This is a genomic window from Actinacidiphila epipremni (assembly GCF_012034175.1).
In the GTDB taxonomy this organism is placed as follows: Bacteria; Actinomycetota; Actinomycetes; order Streptomycetales; family Streptomycetaceae; genus Actinacidiphila; species Actinacidiphila epipremni.
In genome coordinates, this window is record NZ_JAATEJ010000017.1 from 149,741 (window position 1) to 167,156 (window position 17,416).

19 protein-coding genes are annotated in these 17,416 nt (G+C 74.5%); 11 read left to right on the top strand and 8 right to left on the bottom strand.

Going from position 1 to position 17,416, the window contains the following annotated elements; all coding sequences use genetic code 11:
• Positions 1-141: 141 nt before the first annotated feature.
• Positions 142-1,017 (bottom strand): universal stress protein, encoded by an 876-nt coding sequence (locus HCN08_RS20910; protein ID WP_167984700.1) that lies wholly within the window; start codon positions 1,015-1,017, stop codon positions 142-144.
• 226 nt (positions 1,018-1,243) lie between these two features.
• On the opposite strand from HCN08_RS20910, the gene HCN08_RS20915 reads away from it, so the two are divergent.
• Complete coding sequence (locus HCN08_RS20915) at positions 1,244-2,965, top strand: GAF domain-containing sensor histidine kinase (RefSeq protein WP_322974590.1); 1,722 nt, start codon at positions 1,244-1,246, stop codon at positions 2,963-2,965.
• A 37-nt stretch (positions 2,966-3,002) separates the two neighbouring features.
• Here HCN08_RS20915 and HCN08_RS20920 read toward each other — a convergent pair whose 3' ends face one another.
• Complete coding sequence (locus HCN08_RS20920; protein ID WP_167984702.1) at positions 3,003-3,983, bottom strand: Acg family FMN-binding oxidoreductase; 981 nt, start codon at positions 3,981-3,983, stop codon at positions 3,003-3,005.
• Between the two features lie 218 nt (positions 3,984-4,201).
• Positions 4,202-4,903: a response regulator gene (locus HCN08_RS20925; protein ID WP_167984703.1), complete on the bottom strand. Its 702-nt coding sequence runs from the start codon at positions 4,901-4,903 to the stop codon at positions 4,202-4,204.
• 251 nt (positions 4,904-5,154) lie between these two features.
• Here HCN08_RS20925 and HCN08_RS20930 point away from each other — a divergent pair, with 251 nt between their 5' ends.
• Positions 5,155-6,003, top strand: coding sequence for a universal stress protein (locus HCN08_RS20930; protein WP_167984704.1), 849 nt, complete (start codon positions 5,155-5,157; stop codon positions 6,001-6,003).
• A gap of 54 nt (positions 6,004-6,057) precedes the next feature.
• Here the strand turns inward: HCN08_RS20930 and crcB are convergent, their stop codons facing one another.
• From crcB to HCN08_RS20945, 3 genes are read right to left on the bottom strand one after another with little or no spacing between them, the layout of a single operon-like run.
• Positions 6,058-6,426 (bottom strand): fluoride efflux transporter CrcB, encoded by a 369-nt coding sequence (gene crcB / locus HCN08_RS20935; RefSeq protein ID WP_167984705.1) that lies wholly within the window; start codon positions 6,424-6,426, stop codon positions 6,058-6,060.
• Positions 6,423-6,770 (bottom strand): DUF190 domain-containing protein, encoded by a 348-nt coding sequence (locus HCN08_RS20940; RefSeq protein ID WP_167984706.1) that lies wholly within the window; start codon positions 6,768-6,770, stop codon positions 6,423-6,425. Before HCN08_RS20940 ends, crcB begins: the two co-directional genes overlap by 4 nt.
• Positions 6,767-7,300, bottom strand: coding sequence for a FluC/FEX family fluoride channel (locus HCN08_RS20945; protein ID WP_407648851.1), 534 nt, complete (start codon positions 7,298-7,300; stop codon positions 6,767-6,769). The genes HCN08_RS20940 and HCN08_RS20945 overlap by 4 nt, the downstream gene beginning before the upstream one ends.
• Before the next feature lie 363 nt (positions 7,301-7,663).
• Here HCN08_RS20945 and HCN08_RS20950 point away from each other — a divergent pair, with 363 nt between their 5' ends.
• Positions 7,664-8,575 carry a siderophore-interacting protein gene (locus HCN08_RS20950; protein ID WP_167984707.1) on the top strand — a complete coding sequence of 304 codons (912 nt, stop codon included), beginning with the start codon at positions 7,664-7,666 and terminating at the stop codon, positions 8,573-8,575.
• Between the two features lie 54 nt (positions 8,576-8,629).
• Here HCN08_RS20950 and ctaD read toward each other — a convergent pair whose 3' ends face one another.
• Positions 8,630-10,375 carry an aa3-type cytochrome oxidase subunit I gene (ctaD, locus tag HCN08_RS20955; protein ID WP_167984708.1) on the bottom strand — a complete coding sequence of 582 codons (1,746 nt, stop codon included), beginning with the start codon at positions 10,373-10,375 and terminating at the stop codon, positions 8,630-8,632.
• 168 nt (positions 10,376-10,543) lie between these two features.
• Complete coding sequence (locus tag HCN08_RS20960) at positions 10,544-11,083, bottom strand: DUF2000 domain-containing protein (RefSeq protein ID WP_167984709.1); 540 nt, start codon at positions 11,081-11,083, stop codon at positions 10,544-10,546.
• Between the two features lie 50 nt (positions 11,084-11,133).
• Between HCN08_RS20960 and HCN08_RS20965 the strand changes: the two genes are divergently transcribed.
• The 8 genes from HCN08_RS20965 to HCN08_RS21000 all read left to right on the top strand — a co-directional run bounded on the left by HCN08_RS20965 (position 11,134) and on the right by HCN08_RS21000 (position 17,404).
• Complete coding sequence (locus HCN08_RS20965) at positions 11,134-11,937, top strand: helix-turn-helix transcriptional regulator (protein WP_167984710.1); 804 nt, start codon at positions 11,134-11,136, stop codon at positions 11,935-11,937.
• Between the two features lie 75 nt (positions 11,938-12,012).
• Positions 12,013-12,552 (top strand): helix-turn-helix domain-containing protein, encoded by a 540-nt coding sequence (locus HCN08_RS20970; RefSeq protein WP_206319017.1) that lies wholly within the window; start codon positions 12,013-12,015, stop codon positions 12,550-12,552.
• Positions 12,553-12,607: 55 nt separating this feature from the next.
• Positions 12,608-13,096 carry a YbaK/EbsC family protein gene (locus HCN08_RS20975; RefSeq protein ID WP_167984712.1) on the top strand — a complete coding sequence of 163 codons (489 nt, stop codon included), beginning with the start codon at positions 12,608-12,610 and terminating at the stop codon, positions 13,094-13,096.
• Between the two features lie 130 nt (positions 13,097-13,226).
• A complete protein-coding gene (locus HCN08_RS36640) occupies positions 13,227-13,940 on the top strand; it encodes a DUF2470 domain-containing protein (RefSeq protein WP_167984713.1) in 714 nt (237 codons plus the stop codon).
• 116 nt (positions 13,941-14,056) lie between these two features.
• Positions 14,057-14,542: a cation:proton antiporter regulatory subunit gene (locus tag HCN08_RS20985; RefSeq protein WP_167984714.1), complete on the top strand. Its 486-nt coding sequence runs from the start codon at positions 14,057-14,059 to the stop codon at positions 14,540-14,542.
• 4 nt (positions 14,543-14,546) lie between these two features.
• Positions 14,547-15,788 (top strand): cation:proton antiporter, encoded by a 1,242-nt coding sequence (locus HCN08_RS20990; protein ID WP_167984715.1) that lies wholly within the window; start codon positions 14,547-14,549, stop codon positions 15,786-15,788.
• A 141-nt stretch (positions 15,789-15,929) separates the two neighbouring features.
• Entirely contained in the window at positions 15,930-16,757 is an 828-nt protein-coding gene (locus tag HCN08_RS20995; RefSeq protein ID WP_167984716.1) for an alpha/beta fold hydrolase, read from the top strand.
• 113 nt (positions 16,758-16,870) lie between these two features.
• A complete protein-coding gene (locus tag HCN08_RS21000; protein ID WP_167984717.1) occupies positions 16,871-17,404 on the top strand; it encodes a hypothetical protein in 534 nt (177 codons plus the stop codon).
• Positions 17,405-17,416 lie beyond the last annotated feature (12 nt).

The window sequence follows — 17,416 nt, forward strand, 5'->3', positions numbered from 1 at the left end:
GTCGGTTGCGGTCGGTTCCCCCGAGAGAGCACCTGCACTTCCATGGTCGCCGCGGCCCCCCGGCCGCCGGTGGGGCCGAACGGCCCCCGCACGGCGGCGTCCGGCCCGCGGCCGGCTCCGGGGCCCGCACGGCCGCCGGCGTCAGTCGTGCGCGACGACGGCGACCGGGCAGTCCGCGTGGTGCACCGCCCCGTGGGTGGCCGAGCCGATGCGCACCCCCAGCGGCGCGTGCCGCCGCCGGCGGCCCACCACGAGCAGCCCGGCCCGGCCGCCCGCCGCCACCAGGCGCTCGGCGACCGGGCCCTCCACGAGGTCGTCGATCACATGGACGTGCTCGAACCTCGCCCGGAAGGGGTCGACGAGCGCCGCGAACTCCGCCGCCTTCTCCGCGTGCAGCCGCCGCTTCAGGTCCGGGCTGAAGGCCGGCACCGTGTAGCCGTACGCCCGGTGCAGGTCCCATACGTGCACCACCCGCAGCGCCGCGCCGCGGACCGCCGCCTCCTCGAAGGCGAACGCCAGCAGCGCATCGCACGGCCGGCCGAGATCGACCCCGACGACGACCTCGCCGCCGCCCCGCGCCCCGGCCCGCTCCGGCTCGGGACCGGGCTCCCGGACCAGGACCACCGGCCGGTCGCAGCGGGCCACCACATGCAGGCCCACCGAGCCGTAGAAGTAGCCGCCGCCGGAGCCGGCCCGGCTGGAGCCGAGGACGACCATCACCGCCGACGAGGCGGCCAGCGCCAGCTCCCTCACCGGCGTCCCGGCGACCTGCCCGGCCGCCACCGCCAGCCCCGGATGGCGGTCCTCCACCAGCCGTGCGGCCTCCCGGGCCCGGCCCTCCTCCCACATCCGCAGGCCCTCGGGCCCGGGGGAGAACTGCACATTGCTCACCGGGGCCCGCCACACGTTGAGCAGACGCACGTCCGCGCCCCGCCGGGCCGCCTCGTCGCCCGCCCACTGCGCCGCCGCCATGCTCGCCGGGGAGCCGTCGACACCGACGACCAGTTCCTCCGCCATCGCTGGATCACCTGCCCTGGAGCGTCGTGACGGACGGGAAGCACTCCCTCTCCCACTCTCACGCTCGCGCCGCGCCACCGCACGCGCTAGGGCCGAAAGGGACATTCCGCCCGGAGGTGTGCCCGCCCCGGCCGGGCGCCGTACGGCGGCGGCCCGCCCGTACCGCGGTTACCGTGGCCGGTGGGGGCGCGGTCCGGGGCATGCGACAGGCGAGGGAGAGGCAGCAGTGGGCGACGCCGACGGCAGCCACCACGCGCACCCGCCGCGCCTGGAGCTGGACCGGCTCCTGGACGAGCTGCAGGTCCGCCTGGACGTCGCGCGCGGCACCCAGAACCGCATCCGCGGCCTGCTGGAAGCGGTGCTGTCGGTCGGCCGCGAACTGGACCTGACCCACGTACTGCGCCGGATCGTGGAGTCCGCCGTGGACCTGGTCGACGCCGGGTACGGCGCGCTCGGCGTCGTCGAGGGCGGCCGGCTGACGGAGTTCCTGACCGTGGGCGTGACCGAGGAGCAGGCCCGGGCGATCGGGCCGCTGCCCGCCGGCCACGGCATCCTCGGCGAGCTCATCCGCCACCCCGTGCCGCTGCGCCTGGACGAGATCGGCGAGCACCCGGCGTCGTACGGCTTCCCGCCGGGCCATCCGGCGATGCGCAGCTTCCTGGGGCTGCCCATCCGGGTGCGCGAGGAGGTCTTCGGCAACCTGTACCTGACGCAGAAGCGCGGCGGCGGCCCGTTCGACGACCAGGACGAGACGGTGCTCGCGACGCTCGCCGTGGCCGCCGGGGTGGCCATCGAGAACGCCCGGCTCTACCAGGCCGCGCGCGAGCGGCAGCGCTGGATCGAGGCCGACGCCGACATCGTCGCCGGCCTGCTGTCCGGGCTGGACCAGGAGGAGGTCCTGGAGCGGATCGTCCGGCACGCCAGGACCATCGCGGGCGCCGACCTCGGGGTGATCGGCCTGCCCGAGGGGGACGGCGCCGACCTCAGGGTGATGATCGCCGTCGGCACCCGCGCCGGCGACCACCGCGGTCTCGTGCTGCCCCGCGAGGGGTCCTTCATGGGCGCGGCCATGGCCGCGAAGGAGCCCCTCATCACCGCCGAGGTGCAAAAGGACCCCAGGGCCCGCGCCGGACCGCCGCGCTTCGGCGGGCTCGGGCCCGCGGTCGCGGTCCCCATGGTCACCGCCGAGGGGGTGCGCGGCGCCGTGCTGCTGGCCCGCGAGGAGGGCGCGGTCCCTTTCACCGAGGCCGAGACGGCACCCCTGCTGGCCTTCGCCGGCCAGGCCGCGCTCGCCCTGCGCCTGGCCGAGCGGCGCCGGTCGGCCGAGCAGCTGACCGTGCTGGAGGACCGCGACCGGATCGCCCGCGATCTGCACGACCTCGCCATCCAGCGGCTGTTCGCCACCGGGATGACGCTGCAGAGCACACTGCGCTTCGTGGACCACCCGGAGGCGAGCGAGCGGCTGCTGCGGGCGGTGGACGACCTGGACGAGACCATCAAGATCATCCGCTCCACGATCTTCGGCCTGCGGGCCAGGGACACCGAGCGCCGGCCGCAGGGCCTGCGCACGCGGGCCGCCGCGGAGGTCGAGAAGGCCGCGGGCGCGCTCGGGTTCACCCCCGCCCTGCACATGGAGGGCCTGCTCGACACCGAGGTGCCGGCGGCCACCACCGACGACGCGCTCGCCGTGCTGACCGAGGCGCTGTCCAACACCGCCCGGCACGCCGGCGCCACGGCCGCCCAGGTCACCCTGGCGGCGTCCGGCGGATGGCTCACCGTCACCGTCACCGACGACGGGCGGGGGATCCCGGCCGGGGCGCGGCGCCGCGGCCTGCGCAACCTCGCCACCCGGGCCGAATGCCTCGGCGGCCGGTTCGAGGTGGCCGGCGGCCCGCGCGGCGGCACCCGGCTGACCTGGCGCGTACCGCTCGAACCGGGACGGTCGTGACGGCCCGTCCCGCCCGGCTGCCGGCCGGGCCCGGCGGTCAGCCCCTGGTCTCCAGGACGTCGCCCACCGACCGGCGCGGTGTCGCCCGCCCCTCGGGGCCGTAACCGAAGCGGACCAGCATCTGCACCCGCAGGTCGCCCTCGCGCGGATCGCGCAGCGCCCAGCGCAGCTCCGGCCATTCCACGGCCTGGCTGAAGAGGGACGCCCGCACCCCGCGGTCGGTGGCCACCAGCAGCGCCCGCTCCAGGGCCTGCCCGGCGCGCAGCCAGTCGGCGGGGGAGTCGCCCTTGGTCCCGAGGACCGCCACGGCCGGCCGCCGCTCGTACGCCTCCGGCGACCGCGAGCCCAGCCCCAGGCCCGCGGTGAAGTCGCGCACCGGCACCCGCCCGGTGCTGTCCCGGGCGCCCAGCGCGGCGGTGGGGATCCCGTCGTCCGCCCCATCGTGCACCCACGCCCGGCTCTCCGCCTCCCGCCCGGGGTCGACATGGCCCTGGTACTCGCCCTCGGCGGTCAGGCCGAGGATCCGCTCGACCTCCGGCGCGCCGGGGAAGACCAGGACGGCGTCCTCGGCGGCCACCGCCGCCACGACGTCGTCGCGGATCGCGTACGGCACCGGCCGGCGGTCGAAGGGGAAGCGGCTGCTGTGCCGGTGCCACACCGCGTCGTACAGCTCCGCGGCCGGGTCGTGCGCCCCGTCCCCGCGCGGCCCGGCGAGCCGTACCGAGGCCAGGCAGCCCGGCTCGGCGGGCCTGGGCAGCAGATGCACCACCGGCTCCCAGCCGAAGTGCGCCACCGCGACCCGCAGGTTGAACAGCGCCGCGCCCGCCGAGATGTGGACGGCCCGGTCGTCGGGGTCGGTGTGGCGCAGCGCCCGCTCCGGGGCGGCGTGGACCTCGACCGTCTCGGTGACCGGGTCCAGCCGGAACCGCCACGGCTGCGTGTTGTGGATCGAGGGCGCGGCCACCGCCGCGGAGATCAGCTTCTCCAGGGTCGCGCCGTCCAGCGCCGTCGTCGTCATGGCCGCCTCCTTCGCTCGCCGCCAGGCGTCCCACTTCCAGGGTCGCATCGCGGGCGAGCCGGTGCGCGGGGCCACAGGTCACCGGTCGAGGGGCCGAACGGCCCGCGTTACGGGCCCCCGGCGCGGCCCGGCAAGTCACCGCGCACGGTCCGCGGGCACGGTACGGGGGCGCCCGCGGGCCGGTACCCGCGGACGCCCCCGTACCGCCGCACAGCCGGTCAGCGGTGGCCGGGCCCCTCCTCGGCGGCGCCGCCCTGCGTGGCGATGACAGCCGCCTGCACCCGCCGCTCCACGCCGAGCTTGCCCAGCAGCCGGGAGACGTTGTTCTTGACGGTCTTCTCCGACAGGTACAGCCGCTCGCCGATCTGGCGGTTGGTCAGCCCCTCGCCGATCAGCCCCAGGATCTCCCGCTCCCGCGGCGACAGCGCGGACAGCGCCTGCTGCTCCGGTCCCGCCGACCGCTCGCCGCCGCCGCGCAGGGTGCTCATCAGGCGCGCGGTCGTGGCCGGGTCGAGCAGCGACTGGCCGGTGGCGACGGTACGCACGGCGGTCACCAGGTCGGAGCCCTTGATCTGCTTCAGCACATAGCCGGCGGCACCCGCCATGATCGCGTCCAGCAGCGCGTCGTCGTCGTCGAACGACGTCAGCATCAGGCACGCCAGGTCCGGCATCGCCGAGCGCAGCTCACGGCAGACCGTGATGCCGTCGCCGTCCGGCAGCCGCACGTCCAGCACCGCGACGTCCGGGCGCAGGGCCGGGCCGCGGGCCAGCGCGTGGTCGGCGGTGCCCGCCTCGCCGACGACCTCGATGTCGGGCTCGCCGTCCAGCAGGTCGTGCACCCCCCGCCGGACGACCTCGTGGTCGTCGAGCAGGAACACCCGGATCGGCGACTGCGCGGAGAATTCCCGTGGCCGGCCCATTGTCGCTTCTCCTCCACCTGACGTACGGGCGGCCGTACCAGCCGCCTCCGCTCCGATCATCGCCTCCGCGGCCCGGCGGGCACCAGGGCCGAACGGACCTCATCGCGGCCCTCGTCGCACACGGCCCCCGTGCCGGGGCGGCCCGGGCCCTTCGGCCCGGGCGGTGTCCCGGACGGCCCTGGCCGGCCGGCGCCCGGCAGGCGCACGCTGGAAGGGACCGAGCAACCAAGCGCCGGGAGGCGGGTGCGCTCATGAACAAGCCACTGACCGTCGGCGTCGACGGATCCGACGCCAGCCTGCGGGCCCTGGACTGGGCCGTCGCCGAGGCCGCGCGGCAGGACCTGCCGCTGCGCGTGCTGCACGCGTCGCTGTGGGACCAGTACGCCCTGCCGCCCCCCGGGCTCGGCACGAGCCGCGGCGCGCACCGGGTGCTGGCCGAGAACATCGTGGGGTCGGCCCGCGAGCGGGTGGCCCGGCTGGGCCCGGCCGTGCCGTGCACCGCGGAGGCCGTCACCGACGACGCCGTCGGCGCGCTGCTGCGGGCGGCGCCCGAGGCGTACGCGCTCGTCGTCGGCAACCGCGGGCGCGGCGAGCTCACCGACATGCTGCTGGGCTCCACCGGCCTGACGGTGGCCGGCCAGGCGCCCTGCCCGGTCGTCGTGGTCCGCGGCGGCGACGCCAACGTCGCCGGGGAGTACGGCCGGGTCACCCTGGGCGTCGGCGGTAAGGGCGAGTCGGCCGCCGCGGTCCGGTTCGCCTTCCGTACGGCGCAGGCGCGCGGCGCCGGGCTCGACGCCCTGCACGCCTGGCGCACCCCCGACGGGGACGCCGACCGGGAGGCCGGCCAGGAGGAGGCCGGGCGGACCCTCGACGAGGCGCTGGATGACGCGCGCCGCGGCCACCCGCGGGTCACCGTGCGCACCGGCACCGTCGAGGCCAAGGCCAGGACGCCGCTGCTGGAGGCGTCGGCGTCCAGCGACCTGCTGGTGGTGGGCGCGCACCGCCGCGACGGCGCGATCGGCCTGCACCTCGGGCCGGTCAGCCACGCCCTGCTGCACCATGCGGCCTGCCCGGTCGCGGTCGTGCCCGACGAGACCTGACCCGTCCGTACGCCCACCGGCCCCCGGCCCGCCCGGCCGGGGGCCGGGGCCCCGTCAGCCCCAGAGCGCCTGGGCGAAGGCGGTGCCGGCGAAGGCCGCGCCGAGGCCGGCGACGATGCTGCCGACGACGTTGGCGGCGGCGAAGAACCCGGCGCCGTCCTCGGCGAGCCGCAGCGTCTCGTAGGAGAAGGTCGAATACGTCGTCAAGGCCCCGCACAGCCCGGTGCCCAGCAGCAGTTGGACGTGCGCGGACGGGCCGGCCGCCGACCCGGTGACCAGGCCCAGGACGAAGCAGCCCACGACGTTGACGGTGAAGGTGCCCCACGGGAAGACCGTGTCGTGCCGGGACTGCACGGCCCGGTCGGTCAGGTACCGCATCGGGGCGCCGACCATGGCGCCGGCGACGACCAGCAGCCAGTTCACCGGGCGCCCTCCCCGTCCGCGTCGTAGCGGATCACCTCGACCCGGTCGAGCGTCACCATCCCGGCCCCGGGCAGCTCGTCGAGCTGCGGCAGGAAGGCGCGGACGCGCTCCTCGCTGTCGACCACGACGACCGCGACCGGCAGGTCCTCGCTGAGCGAGAGCAGCCGGGTGGTGTGGATGAGGGACGAGGCCCCGTAGCCCTCGCAGCCGCGGAAGACCGACGCGCCGGCCAGGCCCGCCGCGTGCGCCCGGTGCACGATCTCGGTGAACACCGGCTTGTGGTGCCACATGTCGTTCTCGCTGACGTAGACCGTCAGCCGGAGCGCGGTGCCGGTCGTTTTCATCGCTGCCTCCCTGTGGCGACCCGGGCGACCAGCCGGCGGGTCAGGTTCGCCGCCGCCCACACGGCCGCGAGCGCGGTCACCGCCGTGGCGGCGAGGTAGGTCAGGCCGAGGCCCGGGTGCCCGGTGTCGGCCAGCTTGCGTATGTCCACCGTGTAGGTGGAGAAGGTCGTGAAGCCGCCGAGCACACCGGTACCGAAGAACGGCCGGACCAGCCGGTGGGCCGCCCACAGGTCGGTGATGACGACCATGAACACCCCGATGACCGCGCAGCCGGCCGCGTTGACGACGAAGGTGGTGGCCGGGAAGGTCCCGGCGGCCGTCGGCCACAGCAGGCCGGCCCCGTAGCGGGCCATGGCGCCGAGCGCGCCGCCCACCGACACCACCGCGACCACCGGCCACTGCGCACGCAGCTGCTCGCGGCGCTGTGCCGGGATGTGCAGGTCGATGTCGGGGTCGACCGGTTCCGCCGACGCCGCCGGCTCGACCGGCTCGGCCGGTTCGTTCGCCGCGCGGGCGCGGGTCTCTCCCAAGACGTCCTCCCTACTCGCCGGAAGTCCCCCGCCCATGCCGGACGGACGAGGGATGCGTAGCCGCAAGTAGGGACCGTTGGCAGCCGCCAGGCCGCGGTTCGGGTACGGCGGGCCCCACCGCCGCGCGGCCGGGCTTTCGCCGACCGCAGGTCTCCCACGATACAGGTGCGCCGGTACGGCCGCCGGGCGGGGGAGTCGAGCCGGGCGCTTCCCGGGGCGACGTTGTCAACAACTTTGGTGAGGCATACCTTACTTGCGGCAAGGATGCCGTCCCCGTCCCTGTTCCGCCCGTCCCCGATCCATCCCGCCCCTGTTCCGCCCGTCGCCGTCCGCCGGCGGGCGCCCGCTCGCGAGGAGTACCGCATGCCGTCCATCCAGGAGGAGTTGCGCCTGCGCACCCGCCGGACCCGCCCGCTGGTCCGGGTCCGCACCGCGGAGGTCGTGTCGGCCACCGAGCTGACCCGGCGGATCCGCCGGGTGGTGGTGGGCGGCGCGGACCTGCGCGGCCTGGAGGAGGACGCGCTGCCCGCAGACGCCTGGAAGTTCCTGCTGCCGCCGCCGGGCCGGCGCCGGGTCGACCTGCCCCGCACCGGCGACGACGGGATGCCCGGCTACGCGCCCGGCGCCGTACCGCCGGTGCTGCGCGCCCTCACCGTACGGGCGTACGACCCGGCCGCCGCCGAGCTCACCGTGGACGTCCTGCTGCACGGCGACACCCCGGCGAGCGCATGGGCCCGCCGCGCCCAGCCGGGTGACACGGTGGGGCTCGCCGGACCGCGGCACGAGTTCTTCGCCTCGCCCGAGGCGGACTGGCACCTGCTGGCCGGCGACCTGGCGGCGCTGCCGGCGATCGCAGCGATCCTGGAGTCGCTGCCGGACCGCACGCGGGTCCTGGCGCTGCTGGAGGTGGAGGACGAGGGCGACCACATCGACCTCGCCGCACCGGCCGGCGCCGAGGTGGTGTGGCTGCACCGGCACGGCGCCTCCGCCGCCGCCAACGGCCTGCTGGACAAGGCGGTCCGGGAGATCGACCGCCCGTTCGCCGCCGCGCAGGCGTGGATCGGCGCGGAGGCCGGCGCGGTCCGCGCGGTACGCCGCCACCTGCTGGACGAATGGGGCCTGCCGCGACCGCAGGTGCACGCCGCCGCGTACTGGAAGCAGTCGCTCACCAGCGACGAGCGCGACATCGAGGTGATCGCGGCCTACCAGGCGGCCGTCGCCGCCGGCGGCGACCCCGACGACCCGGCGCTGACCACCGACGCCGACCTCGCGTAACGGCGCCTCGCCGCGGCGGGCGGCCCCCAGCGCCCGCCGTCCGCGGGGCCGGCCTCAGCGCTTCGGCTCGTCGCCCTCCCCGCCCTCGCCGGGGGTCGCCAGGCCCTTCCCCGGCTCGAAGGCATCCCGCCGACCGCCGTGCTGGGAGCCCTCCAGCGTCGTGACCGCCGGGTGGTGCAGGTCGAACGCCGGGGACTCGGAGCGGATCCGCGGCATGGTGAGGAAGTTGTGCCGCGGCGCAGGGCACGGCGTCGCCCACTCCAGGGACCGGCCGTAGCCCCACGGGTCGTCCACCTCGACCTTCTTGCCGTACTTCGCGGTCTTCCAGACGTTGTAGAGGAACGGCAGCGTGGACAGGCCCAGCAGGAAGGAGCCGATGGACGACACCGTGTTGAGGGTCGTGTAGCCGTCGGCGGCCAGGTAGTCGGCGTAGCGGCGCGGCATGCCCTCGGCGCCCAGCCAGTGCTGGACCAGGAAGGTGGTGTGGAAGCCGACGAAGAGCGTCCAGAAGTGGATCTTGCCGAGCCGCTCGTCGAGCATCTTGCCGGTCATCTTCGGCCACCAGAAGTAGAAGCCGGCGAAGGTCGCGAACACGATCGTGCCGAACAGCACGTAGTGGAAGTGGGCGACAACGAAGTAGGAGTCGGTGACATGGAAGTCCAGCGGCGGCGCGGCCAGGATGACACCGGTCAGGCCGCCGAACAGGAAGGTGACCAGGAAGCCGATCGACCACAGCATCGGCGTCTCGAACGACAGCGAGCCGTGCCACATCGTGCCGATCCAGTTGAAGAACTTCACGCCGGTCGGCACCGCGATCAGGAACGTCATGAAGGAGAAGAACGGCAGCAGCACCATGCCGGTGGCGAACATGTGGTGCGCCCACACGGTCACCGACAGGCCCGCGATGGCGATGGTCGCGCCCACCAGGCCGACGTAGCCGAAGATCGGCTTGCGGGAGAAGACCGGCAGGATCTCGGTCACCACCCCGAAGAACGGCAGCGCCACGATGTAGACCTCGGGGTGGCCGAAGAACCAGAACAGGTGCTGCCACAGGATCGACCCGCCGTTGGCCGGGTCGAAGACATGCGCGCCGAACCGCCGGTCGGCCTCCAGGCACAGCAGCGCCGCGGCCAGGACCGGGAAGGCCAGCAGCACCAGCACCGAGGTCAGCAGGATGTTCCACACGAAGATCGGCATCCGGAACATCGTCATGCCGGGGGCGCGCATGCAGATGATGGTGGCGATGAAGTTGACCGCGCCGAGGATGGTGCCGAAACCGGCCAGCGCCAGGCCCATGACCCACATGTCGGCGCCGATGCTGGGCGTGTGGATCTGGGCGTTGAGCGGCGCGTACGCCGTCCACCCGAAGTCGGCGCCGCCCTCGGGCGTCAGGAAGCTGCCGGCCACGATGAGGCCGCCGAGCAGGAACAGCCAGTACGAGAACATGTTCAGCCGCGGGAAGGCCACGTCCGGTGCCCCGATCTGCAGCGGCATCACGGCGTTGGCGAACCCGGCGAAGGTCGGGGTGGCGAACAGCAGCAGCATCACCGTGCCGTGCATGGTGAACAGCTGGTTGTACTGCTCGTTGGACAGGAACTGCAGGCCGGGCCGGGCCAGTTCGGCCCGCATCAGCAGTGCGAGCACACCGGCGAAGAGGAAGAAGCCGAACGACGTGATCAGGTAGAGGTGCCCGATCTTCTTGTGGTCGGTCGTGCTCAGCCAGTCCGCCAGGATCTTCCCCGGCGACCGCTCCCGTACCGGCGTGCGAGCCCGTGCCGCCTCCTCGGTCCTGACCGCCATTCCCACACTCCACGATTCGCAGGGACAAACCCTGCCGGGGTGCCCCCGATCCGCGGCGGCAAACGCGCGGGCCGGGGGAGCGGGCCCGGATTCCACTCCTGGTCAGTAACCGTCCGATCCTCATGTCATCGCAGGAAGCCGCCGTCCGGCGGCCCGCCCCCCGGCTGCTCAGGGGTGCATATGCGCTCCCTTGAGGATCTTGTCCACCGCGTTGCGCGGCCCGTGGACGGCGATCCCCACGAGGTCGAGGAGGTCCCCGCGCACCGCCCGCACCGCCGCGCGGTTGTCCCGGTCGTTGCCGGTACGGAACAGGTCGGAGGTGAACACCGCCACCGGCAGCGCCCGCGACAGCGCCCGGCCGTGCGCGGCCGTCAGCGTCTCCCTGCTCCCCTCGAACACCAGCACCGGCTGGCGGAACATCGGCAGGTACGCCGTGCCGTCGGCGTCCGCGTACGGCTCGCCGACCACCTCGGCCGCGACCGTGCCGAGCCCGCTGACCAGGAAGGCGGTCACGTTCAGCCGCTGCCAGACCTCCAGGTCGTCCCGCAGCAGCACGGCGATCTTGGTGTCGAAGCGCACCGGCGCGCCCCCGGCCCCGTCCGCGGGAAGGGTCCCGCCGGCGGTCCCCGGCGCGCTCACGGTCGCGGTTCCGGTGGCGGTTACGGTCGCGGTCGCGGTTGCGGTGGCAGTCTCGTGCTCGGTTCTCATGCCCCCCAGGCTGCGGCGCGCCCGCCACCGGTGTCTTGTACGTTCTTTGCGTGACGCCCCGGCAGGAGATCTCCGCGTGGCGCCCGCAGGTCGCGGGTGTCGTGGAGGTCTTCCACGCCCACTTCACCGAGCACGCCTACCCGATGCACGTCCACGACGCCTGGACGCTGCTGATCGTCGACGACGGCGCCGTCCGCTACGACCTGGACCGCTACGAGCGCGGCACCCCGACCGACACCGTGAGCCTGCTCCCGCCCCAGGTCCCGCACAACGGCTCGCCCGCCACCGCGCACGGCTTCCGCAAGCGCGTGCTCTACCTCGACATGACGCAGCTCGACGAGCGGTTCATCGGCCCCGCGGTGGACGGCCCCGACCTCGCCGACCCGCTGCTGCGCCGCCGCGTCGCCCAGCTGCACCAGGCGCTCGCCCGCCGCGGCGACGAGCTGGAGGCGGAGAGCAGGCTTGCCCTCGTCAGCGAACGGCTGCGGGGATGCCTGCGGCCCCGGCTCGCCCGCGGTCCCGCCGGGCCGGACCGCGGTGTCGCCCAGGAGCTGCGCGACCTCCTCGACGCCCGGGTGCGCGACGGCGTGACCCTGAAGGACGCGGCGCGGCTGGTCCACGCCCACCCCGCGCACCTGGTGCGGGCCTTCAGCGGTGCCTTCGGCATCGCCCCGCACCAGTACCTGATGGCCCGCCGGGTGGACCTCGCCCGCCGCCTGCTGCTGGCCGGCCGGCCGCCGGGCGAGGTGGCGGGCGCCGTCGGCTTCTACGACCAGTCCCACCTCACCCGCCACTTCAAGCGCGTCGTCGGCATCGCCCCGGGCCGCTACGCCCGCACCGGTACCGCCCACTGATCCCGGCGGCCCGCGCGGGCCGCCGCGAGCGGCCGATGGCGTAGCATGCGTTCTGTTAACAGAACGGGAGGCGGTGTGCCGGAGACACTGGGGTCGCGGCTGAGACGGCTGCGGGACGCGCGCGGGTGCTCGCTGTCGGAGCTGGCGCGGCGCAGCGGCGTCGGCAAGGGCACCATCTCCGAGCTGGAGAACGACCGGCGCGGTGCCCGGCTCGACACGCTCTTCGCCCTCACGACCGCGCTGGACGCCCCGCTCGGCGCCCTGCTGCCGGACGAGTCGCCGCCGGCCGCGGCGCCCGCCCGGGGCGACTCGGTGGCCGCGGTGCTGCTCACCAGCTGGCCGCTGGGGGACCGGCTGGTCGAGGTCTACCGGGCCGCGCTCGCCCCGGCGGTGCAGGACTCGGCCCCGCACGCCGCCGGCGTCGAGGAGACCGTCACGGTGGTCAGGGGCGCGGTCCGGGTCGGCGCCGCCGGCCGCACCCGCGAGCTGGCCGAGGGCGACAGCCACCGCTACCCGGGCGACCTGCCGCACCGGTTCCAGGCACTCGGCGGCCCGGCGGACGTCGTCCTGCTCATGCACTACCCCCGGCGGGATGCCACCCGAGACCTCCCCTGAGAACACCGGCAAGACCGACGCGATCCCGCGACCCGCGAGGAAGGAACCGACCGGAATGCTTGACGAGCACCAGTTGCCCGAGCGGAGCCGTATCGTCCAGCAGCACCTCGCCGACGCCGGGCTGACCGCCCGGGTCCGGCAGCTGCCCGACTCCACGCGCACCGCCGCCGAAGCCGCCGCGGCCCTCGGCTGCGAGGTCGGCGCGATCGCCAGCAGCCTGCTCTTCCTGGCCGACGGCGCCCCGCTGCTGGTGATGACCAGCGGCCGGCACCGCGCCGACCCGGCCCTGCTCGCGGCAGCCGCAGGCGCCGGGACGGTCGCGATGGCCACCGCGAAGCAGGTCCGTACGATCACCGGCCAGGCCATCGGCGGCGTCTCCCCGGTCGGCCACCCGGCGCGCCTGCGCACCCTGGTCGACGAGGCGCTCCGCCCCTACGGCACGCTCTGGGCCGCGGCCGGCACCCCGCACACGGTGGTGCCCCTGACCTTCGCCGAACTGGTCGCCCTCACCGACGGCACGGTCGTCCGGGTCGCCGCGGACTGACCGCGCACCGACCGTGGACCGACCCGGGGGCAGGCGCCGGGCAGTCGCGGGCCGTTCACCCGGACGCGGTATGGCACCGCGACTCCGCAGTGGCTAAGGTTAGGCTTACCTAAGTCGCAAAGGAGACTCTGTGCCCAGGACCGTCGCGCCCTGCGAACCCACCGCCGCGGAGCAGGTCCGCAGCATCCTCGCGACCGCCGGCTCCGCCGCCGTGACCGCCAACGGAGCCCATGAGGACTTCATGGCGGGCGTCGTCGCCGAGTTCGGCGAGGCCCTGCGGCTGCGGGTCCCCGCCGACAGCCACACCGCCGCGGAAGCCGCCTGCGGCCCGGCGGTCGGCGTACCGGCGGCGCTGGAGTGGACCGACCTGGCGCCCGTCCCGGTACGCGACCGGGTCCGCGCCCAGGTGCGGATCGTCGGCCGGCTGCACGCGCCCGAGCCCGCCATGCAGGCCGGCGCCGTACGGCTGCGGGTGGACGTGCGCGGTGTCGCCCTCGACGCCGGCGGGACCCGCCGCCTGGTGGCCCCCGCCGACCTGCTCGCCGCCCGGCCCGACCCGATGGCCACCGCCGAGGCGCGGCTGCTGCTGCACCTGGCCGAGGAGCACCGCGAGCATGTCGAGGCGCTGGCCCGGCTGCTGACGGTCCGCCGGCTGATCGACGTCACCCGGGTCACCCCGCTCGCCCTCGACCGCTACGGCATCGTGCTGCGCCTGCACCGCCCGGACGGCCACAGCGACGCCCGGCTGCCCTTCGCCCGCCCGCTCGCCGACCCCGACGAGCTCGGCCACCACATCCACGACCTGCTCGCCCGCGCCCACCACCGGCACCACCGCTCGGCCTGACCCACCCGCCGCCGGCCCCCGGGACCCCGCCGCCGCACCCCGCCGTCCAGGAAACTTGACCATTTCATTACTATGGAGTCAGTCCTGGTGTCCGAGGTCGAGTCGAGGGGTCCCTCATGGGCGGGTTGAGCCACACACGCAAGGTCGCACTGCCAGGAGTCGGGACGCGGGTCGATCTCGACACCGAGGCCGGGCACCACGTGTCGGTCGTCGTGCACCTGGACGGCCGCCGCACGATCGGCATCCACGACCCCGAGGACGAGGACAGCTGCAAGGAGACCGTCACCCTCGCCCCGCCGGAGGCCGCGGCCCTGGCCGAGGTCCTGGTCCCGGACTCGCTGCGCGCGGTGCGCCAGCAGGTGGAGATCGACCTGGTCACCGAGCGCATCCCGGTCTCCAAGCACAGCCCCTACGCCGGCCGGCCGCTCGGCGACACCCAGGCGCGCACCCGTACCGGCGCGTCCATCGTCGCCGTGCTGCGCCGCACCGGCGCCTTCCCCTCACCGACCCCGGACTTCCGCTTCGCCATCGGCGACGTCCTGGTCGTCGTCGGAACGCGCGAGGGCGTCAACGCCGTCGCCACGCTGATCGCGGGAGGGTAACCGGGTGCAGGACACGTCACTGCTCATCGAACTCGGCGCCATCGTCCTCACCCTCGGCATCCTCGGACGCCTGGCCGGCCGGATCGGCTTCTCGCCCATCCCGCTCTACCTGCTGGCCGGCCTCGCCTTCGGCCACGGCGGGCTGCTGCCGCTCGGCGCCAGCGAGGACTTCGTGGCCACCGGCGCCGAGATCGGCGTCATCCTGCTCCTGCTGCTCCTCGGCCTCGAATACAGCGCGTCCGAGCTGGTCAGCAGCCTCAAGACGCAGTATCCGTCCGGCGCGGTCGACTTCGTCTTCAACGCGCTGCCCGGCGCCGCCGCCGCGCTGCTGCTCGGCTGGGGCCCCACCGCGGCCGTCGCGCTGGCCGGCGTCACCTGGATCTCCTCCTCCGGCGTGATCGCCAAGGTCCTCGGCGACCTCGGCCGGCTCGGCAACCGCGAGACCCCGGTGATCCTCGGCGTACTGGTCATGGAAGACCTCGCCATGGCCGTCTACCTGCCCATCCTCACCGCCCTGCTGTCCGGGGTGGGCCTGGCCGGCGGCAGCCTGACCCTGCTGATCTCGCTCGGCACCGTCGCCGCGGTCCTCTACGTCGCGCTGCGGCACGGCCGGATCATCAGCCGCGCGGTGTCCTCCGACAACGCCGAGATGCTGCTGCTGGTCGTGCTGGGCCTGGCGCTGCTGGTCGCCGGCGTCGCCCAGCAGCTGCAGGTCTCCGCCGCGGTCGGCGCCTTCCTGGTCGGCATCGCGCTGTCCGGCGAGGTCGCCGAGGGCGCCAGCAGCCTGCTCAGCCCGCTGCGGGACCTCTTCGCGGCGGTCTTCTTCGTCTTCTTCGGGCTGAGCACCGACCCCGCCGACATCCCCTCGGTCCTGGTGCCCGCCCTGCTGCTGGCCGTGGCGACCACCCTCACCAAGGTCGCCACCGGCTACCTCGCCGCCCGGCGCGCCCGCATCAAGCCCGCGGGGCGCTGGCGGGCCGGCGGCGCCCTGGTCGCCCGGGGCGAGTTCTCCATCGTCATCGCCGGGCTCGCCGAGGGCGTCAACCCGCGCATCGGGCCGCTGGCGACCGCGTACGTCCTGCTGCTGGTCCTGCTCGGGCCCGTCGCCGCCCGCTTCACCGAGCCCGTCGCCCGGCACCTGACCGCGAAGCTCCCGCGCCGAGGCGGCACCGCGCCTCCGCCGCCGGCCGCGGACCCGCTGCCCGGCGCCGCGCCGGCGCCCGTCGAAGCCGGGCAGGACACCTGACGGCACCACTGGGGGATGCCGGTCACCCGGATGGTCGATATGCTCGGATAAGTCCCCTTTGGGGTGCGGTGCGCCCGCAGGGCGCCCGGCGCCGGGCCCACCGTCCATCCCGTGCAGCTTCGAGCTCAAAGGATCGACAGCATGCCATTCATCCACGCGAAAGACGGAACCCCGATCCACTACAAGGACTGGGGGACGGGCCGGCCCGTCGTCTTCAGCCACGGCTGGCCGCTCAACGGCGACGCCTGGGACCCGCAGATGAAGCTGGTCGCGGACCACGGCTTCCGGGCCGTCGCCCACGACCGCCGCGGCCACGGCCGCTCCGGCCAGACCTGGGACGGCAACGACCTGGACACCTACGCCGACGACCTGGCCGCCCTGTTCGAGGAGCTGGACCTGCGCGACGCGATCCTGGTCGGCCACTCCACCGGTGGCGGCGAGGTGGCCCGCTACATCGGCCGGCACGGCACGGACCGGGTGTCCAAGGCGGTGCTGCAGAGCGCGATCCCGCCGCTGATGCTCAAGACCGACGCCAACCCCGAGGGCCTGCCGGTCGATGTCTTCGACCAGCTGAGGGCGAACGTCGCCGCCGACCGCTCGCAGTTCTGGAAGGACCTCAGCGAGCCCTTCTACGGGGCCAACCGCGCGGGCAACAAGGTCTCCCAGGGCGTCCGTGACGCCTTCTGGCTGTGGAGCATGCAGGTCGGGATCAAGGCCGCCTACGACTGCATCAAGGCGTTCTCGGAGACCGACCTGACCGAGGACCTGAGGAAGTTCGACGTCCCCACCCTGATCATCCACGGCGACGACGACCAGATCGTGCCCATCGTGGCCGCCGCGGAGAAGTCCTCGAAGATCGTCGAGGACGCGACCTTGAAGGTCCTCCCGGGCGCCCCCCACGGCCTGGCCATGGTCCCGCCGTTCAACGACACCTTCAACGACGAGCTGCTGGCCTTCCTCAAGGACTGACCGCCCGCCCGCAGTGCCCCGGGCCCTTCCTCGCAATCCACCGGACCCGCGCGCCCCGGCAGGCTACTGTACGGATACGCCGCGCGACCCACGGTCAACCGAGGAGGACCCCTGTGGCATCACCCTGCGACCCCCAGCACGCTCCCGCCGGCGACGTGGGGGCGGCGCTGATGATGATCGACTCCAGGCTGCGGGCCCTCTACGAGAACAAGACCGAGGTCGACGCCGAGGAGGAGGAGCTCTTCGACCAGTTCGCCGCCTCGCTCGGCCCGGGCGGGGCGAGCGCCGTCCTGGACGGCGCCTGCACGCTCATCTACATGTTCATGCGGTGGCTGCGGATGGCCTACGAGGACCACGACAAGGACCCCATCGAATACGTCGTGCCCCATCTCGTGTCCACCATGACCATGATGCGCACCGTCCCTCCCGAGACCGTCCCCACCATGACCGCCCTGGTCGTCGCCGCCGGCACCGGCCTGAGCCCGAGCCTGTGGCGCAAGCAGTACGGGTTCTGGACCAAGGAGGAGATGCGCCCGCTGGAGGCCACCGCCTTCCTGCTCGCCGAGCACATCAACCGGCTCACCGAGGACCGGGAGTTCGCCACCCGGATGATCGCCGACGCGCTGACCCGCGCCGACGAGAGCTGACACCCCGTCCGG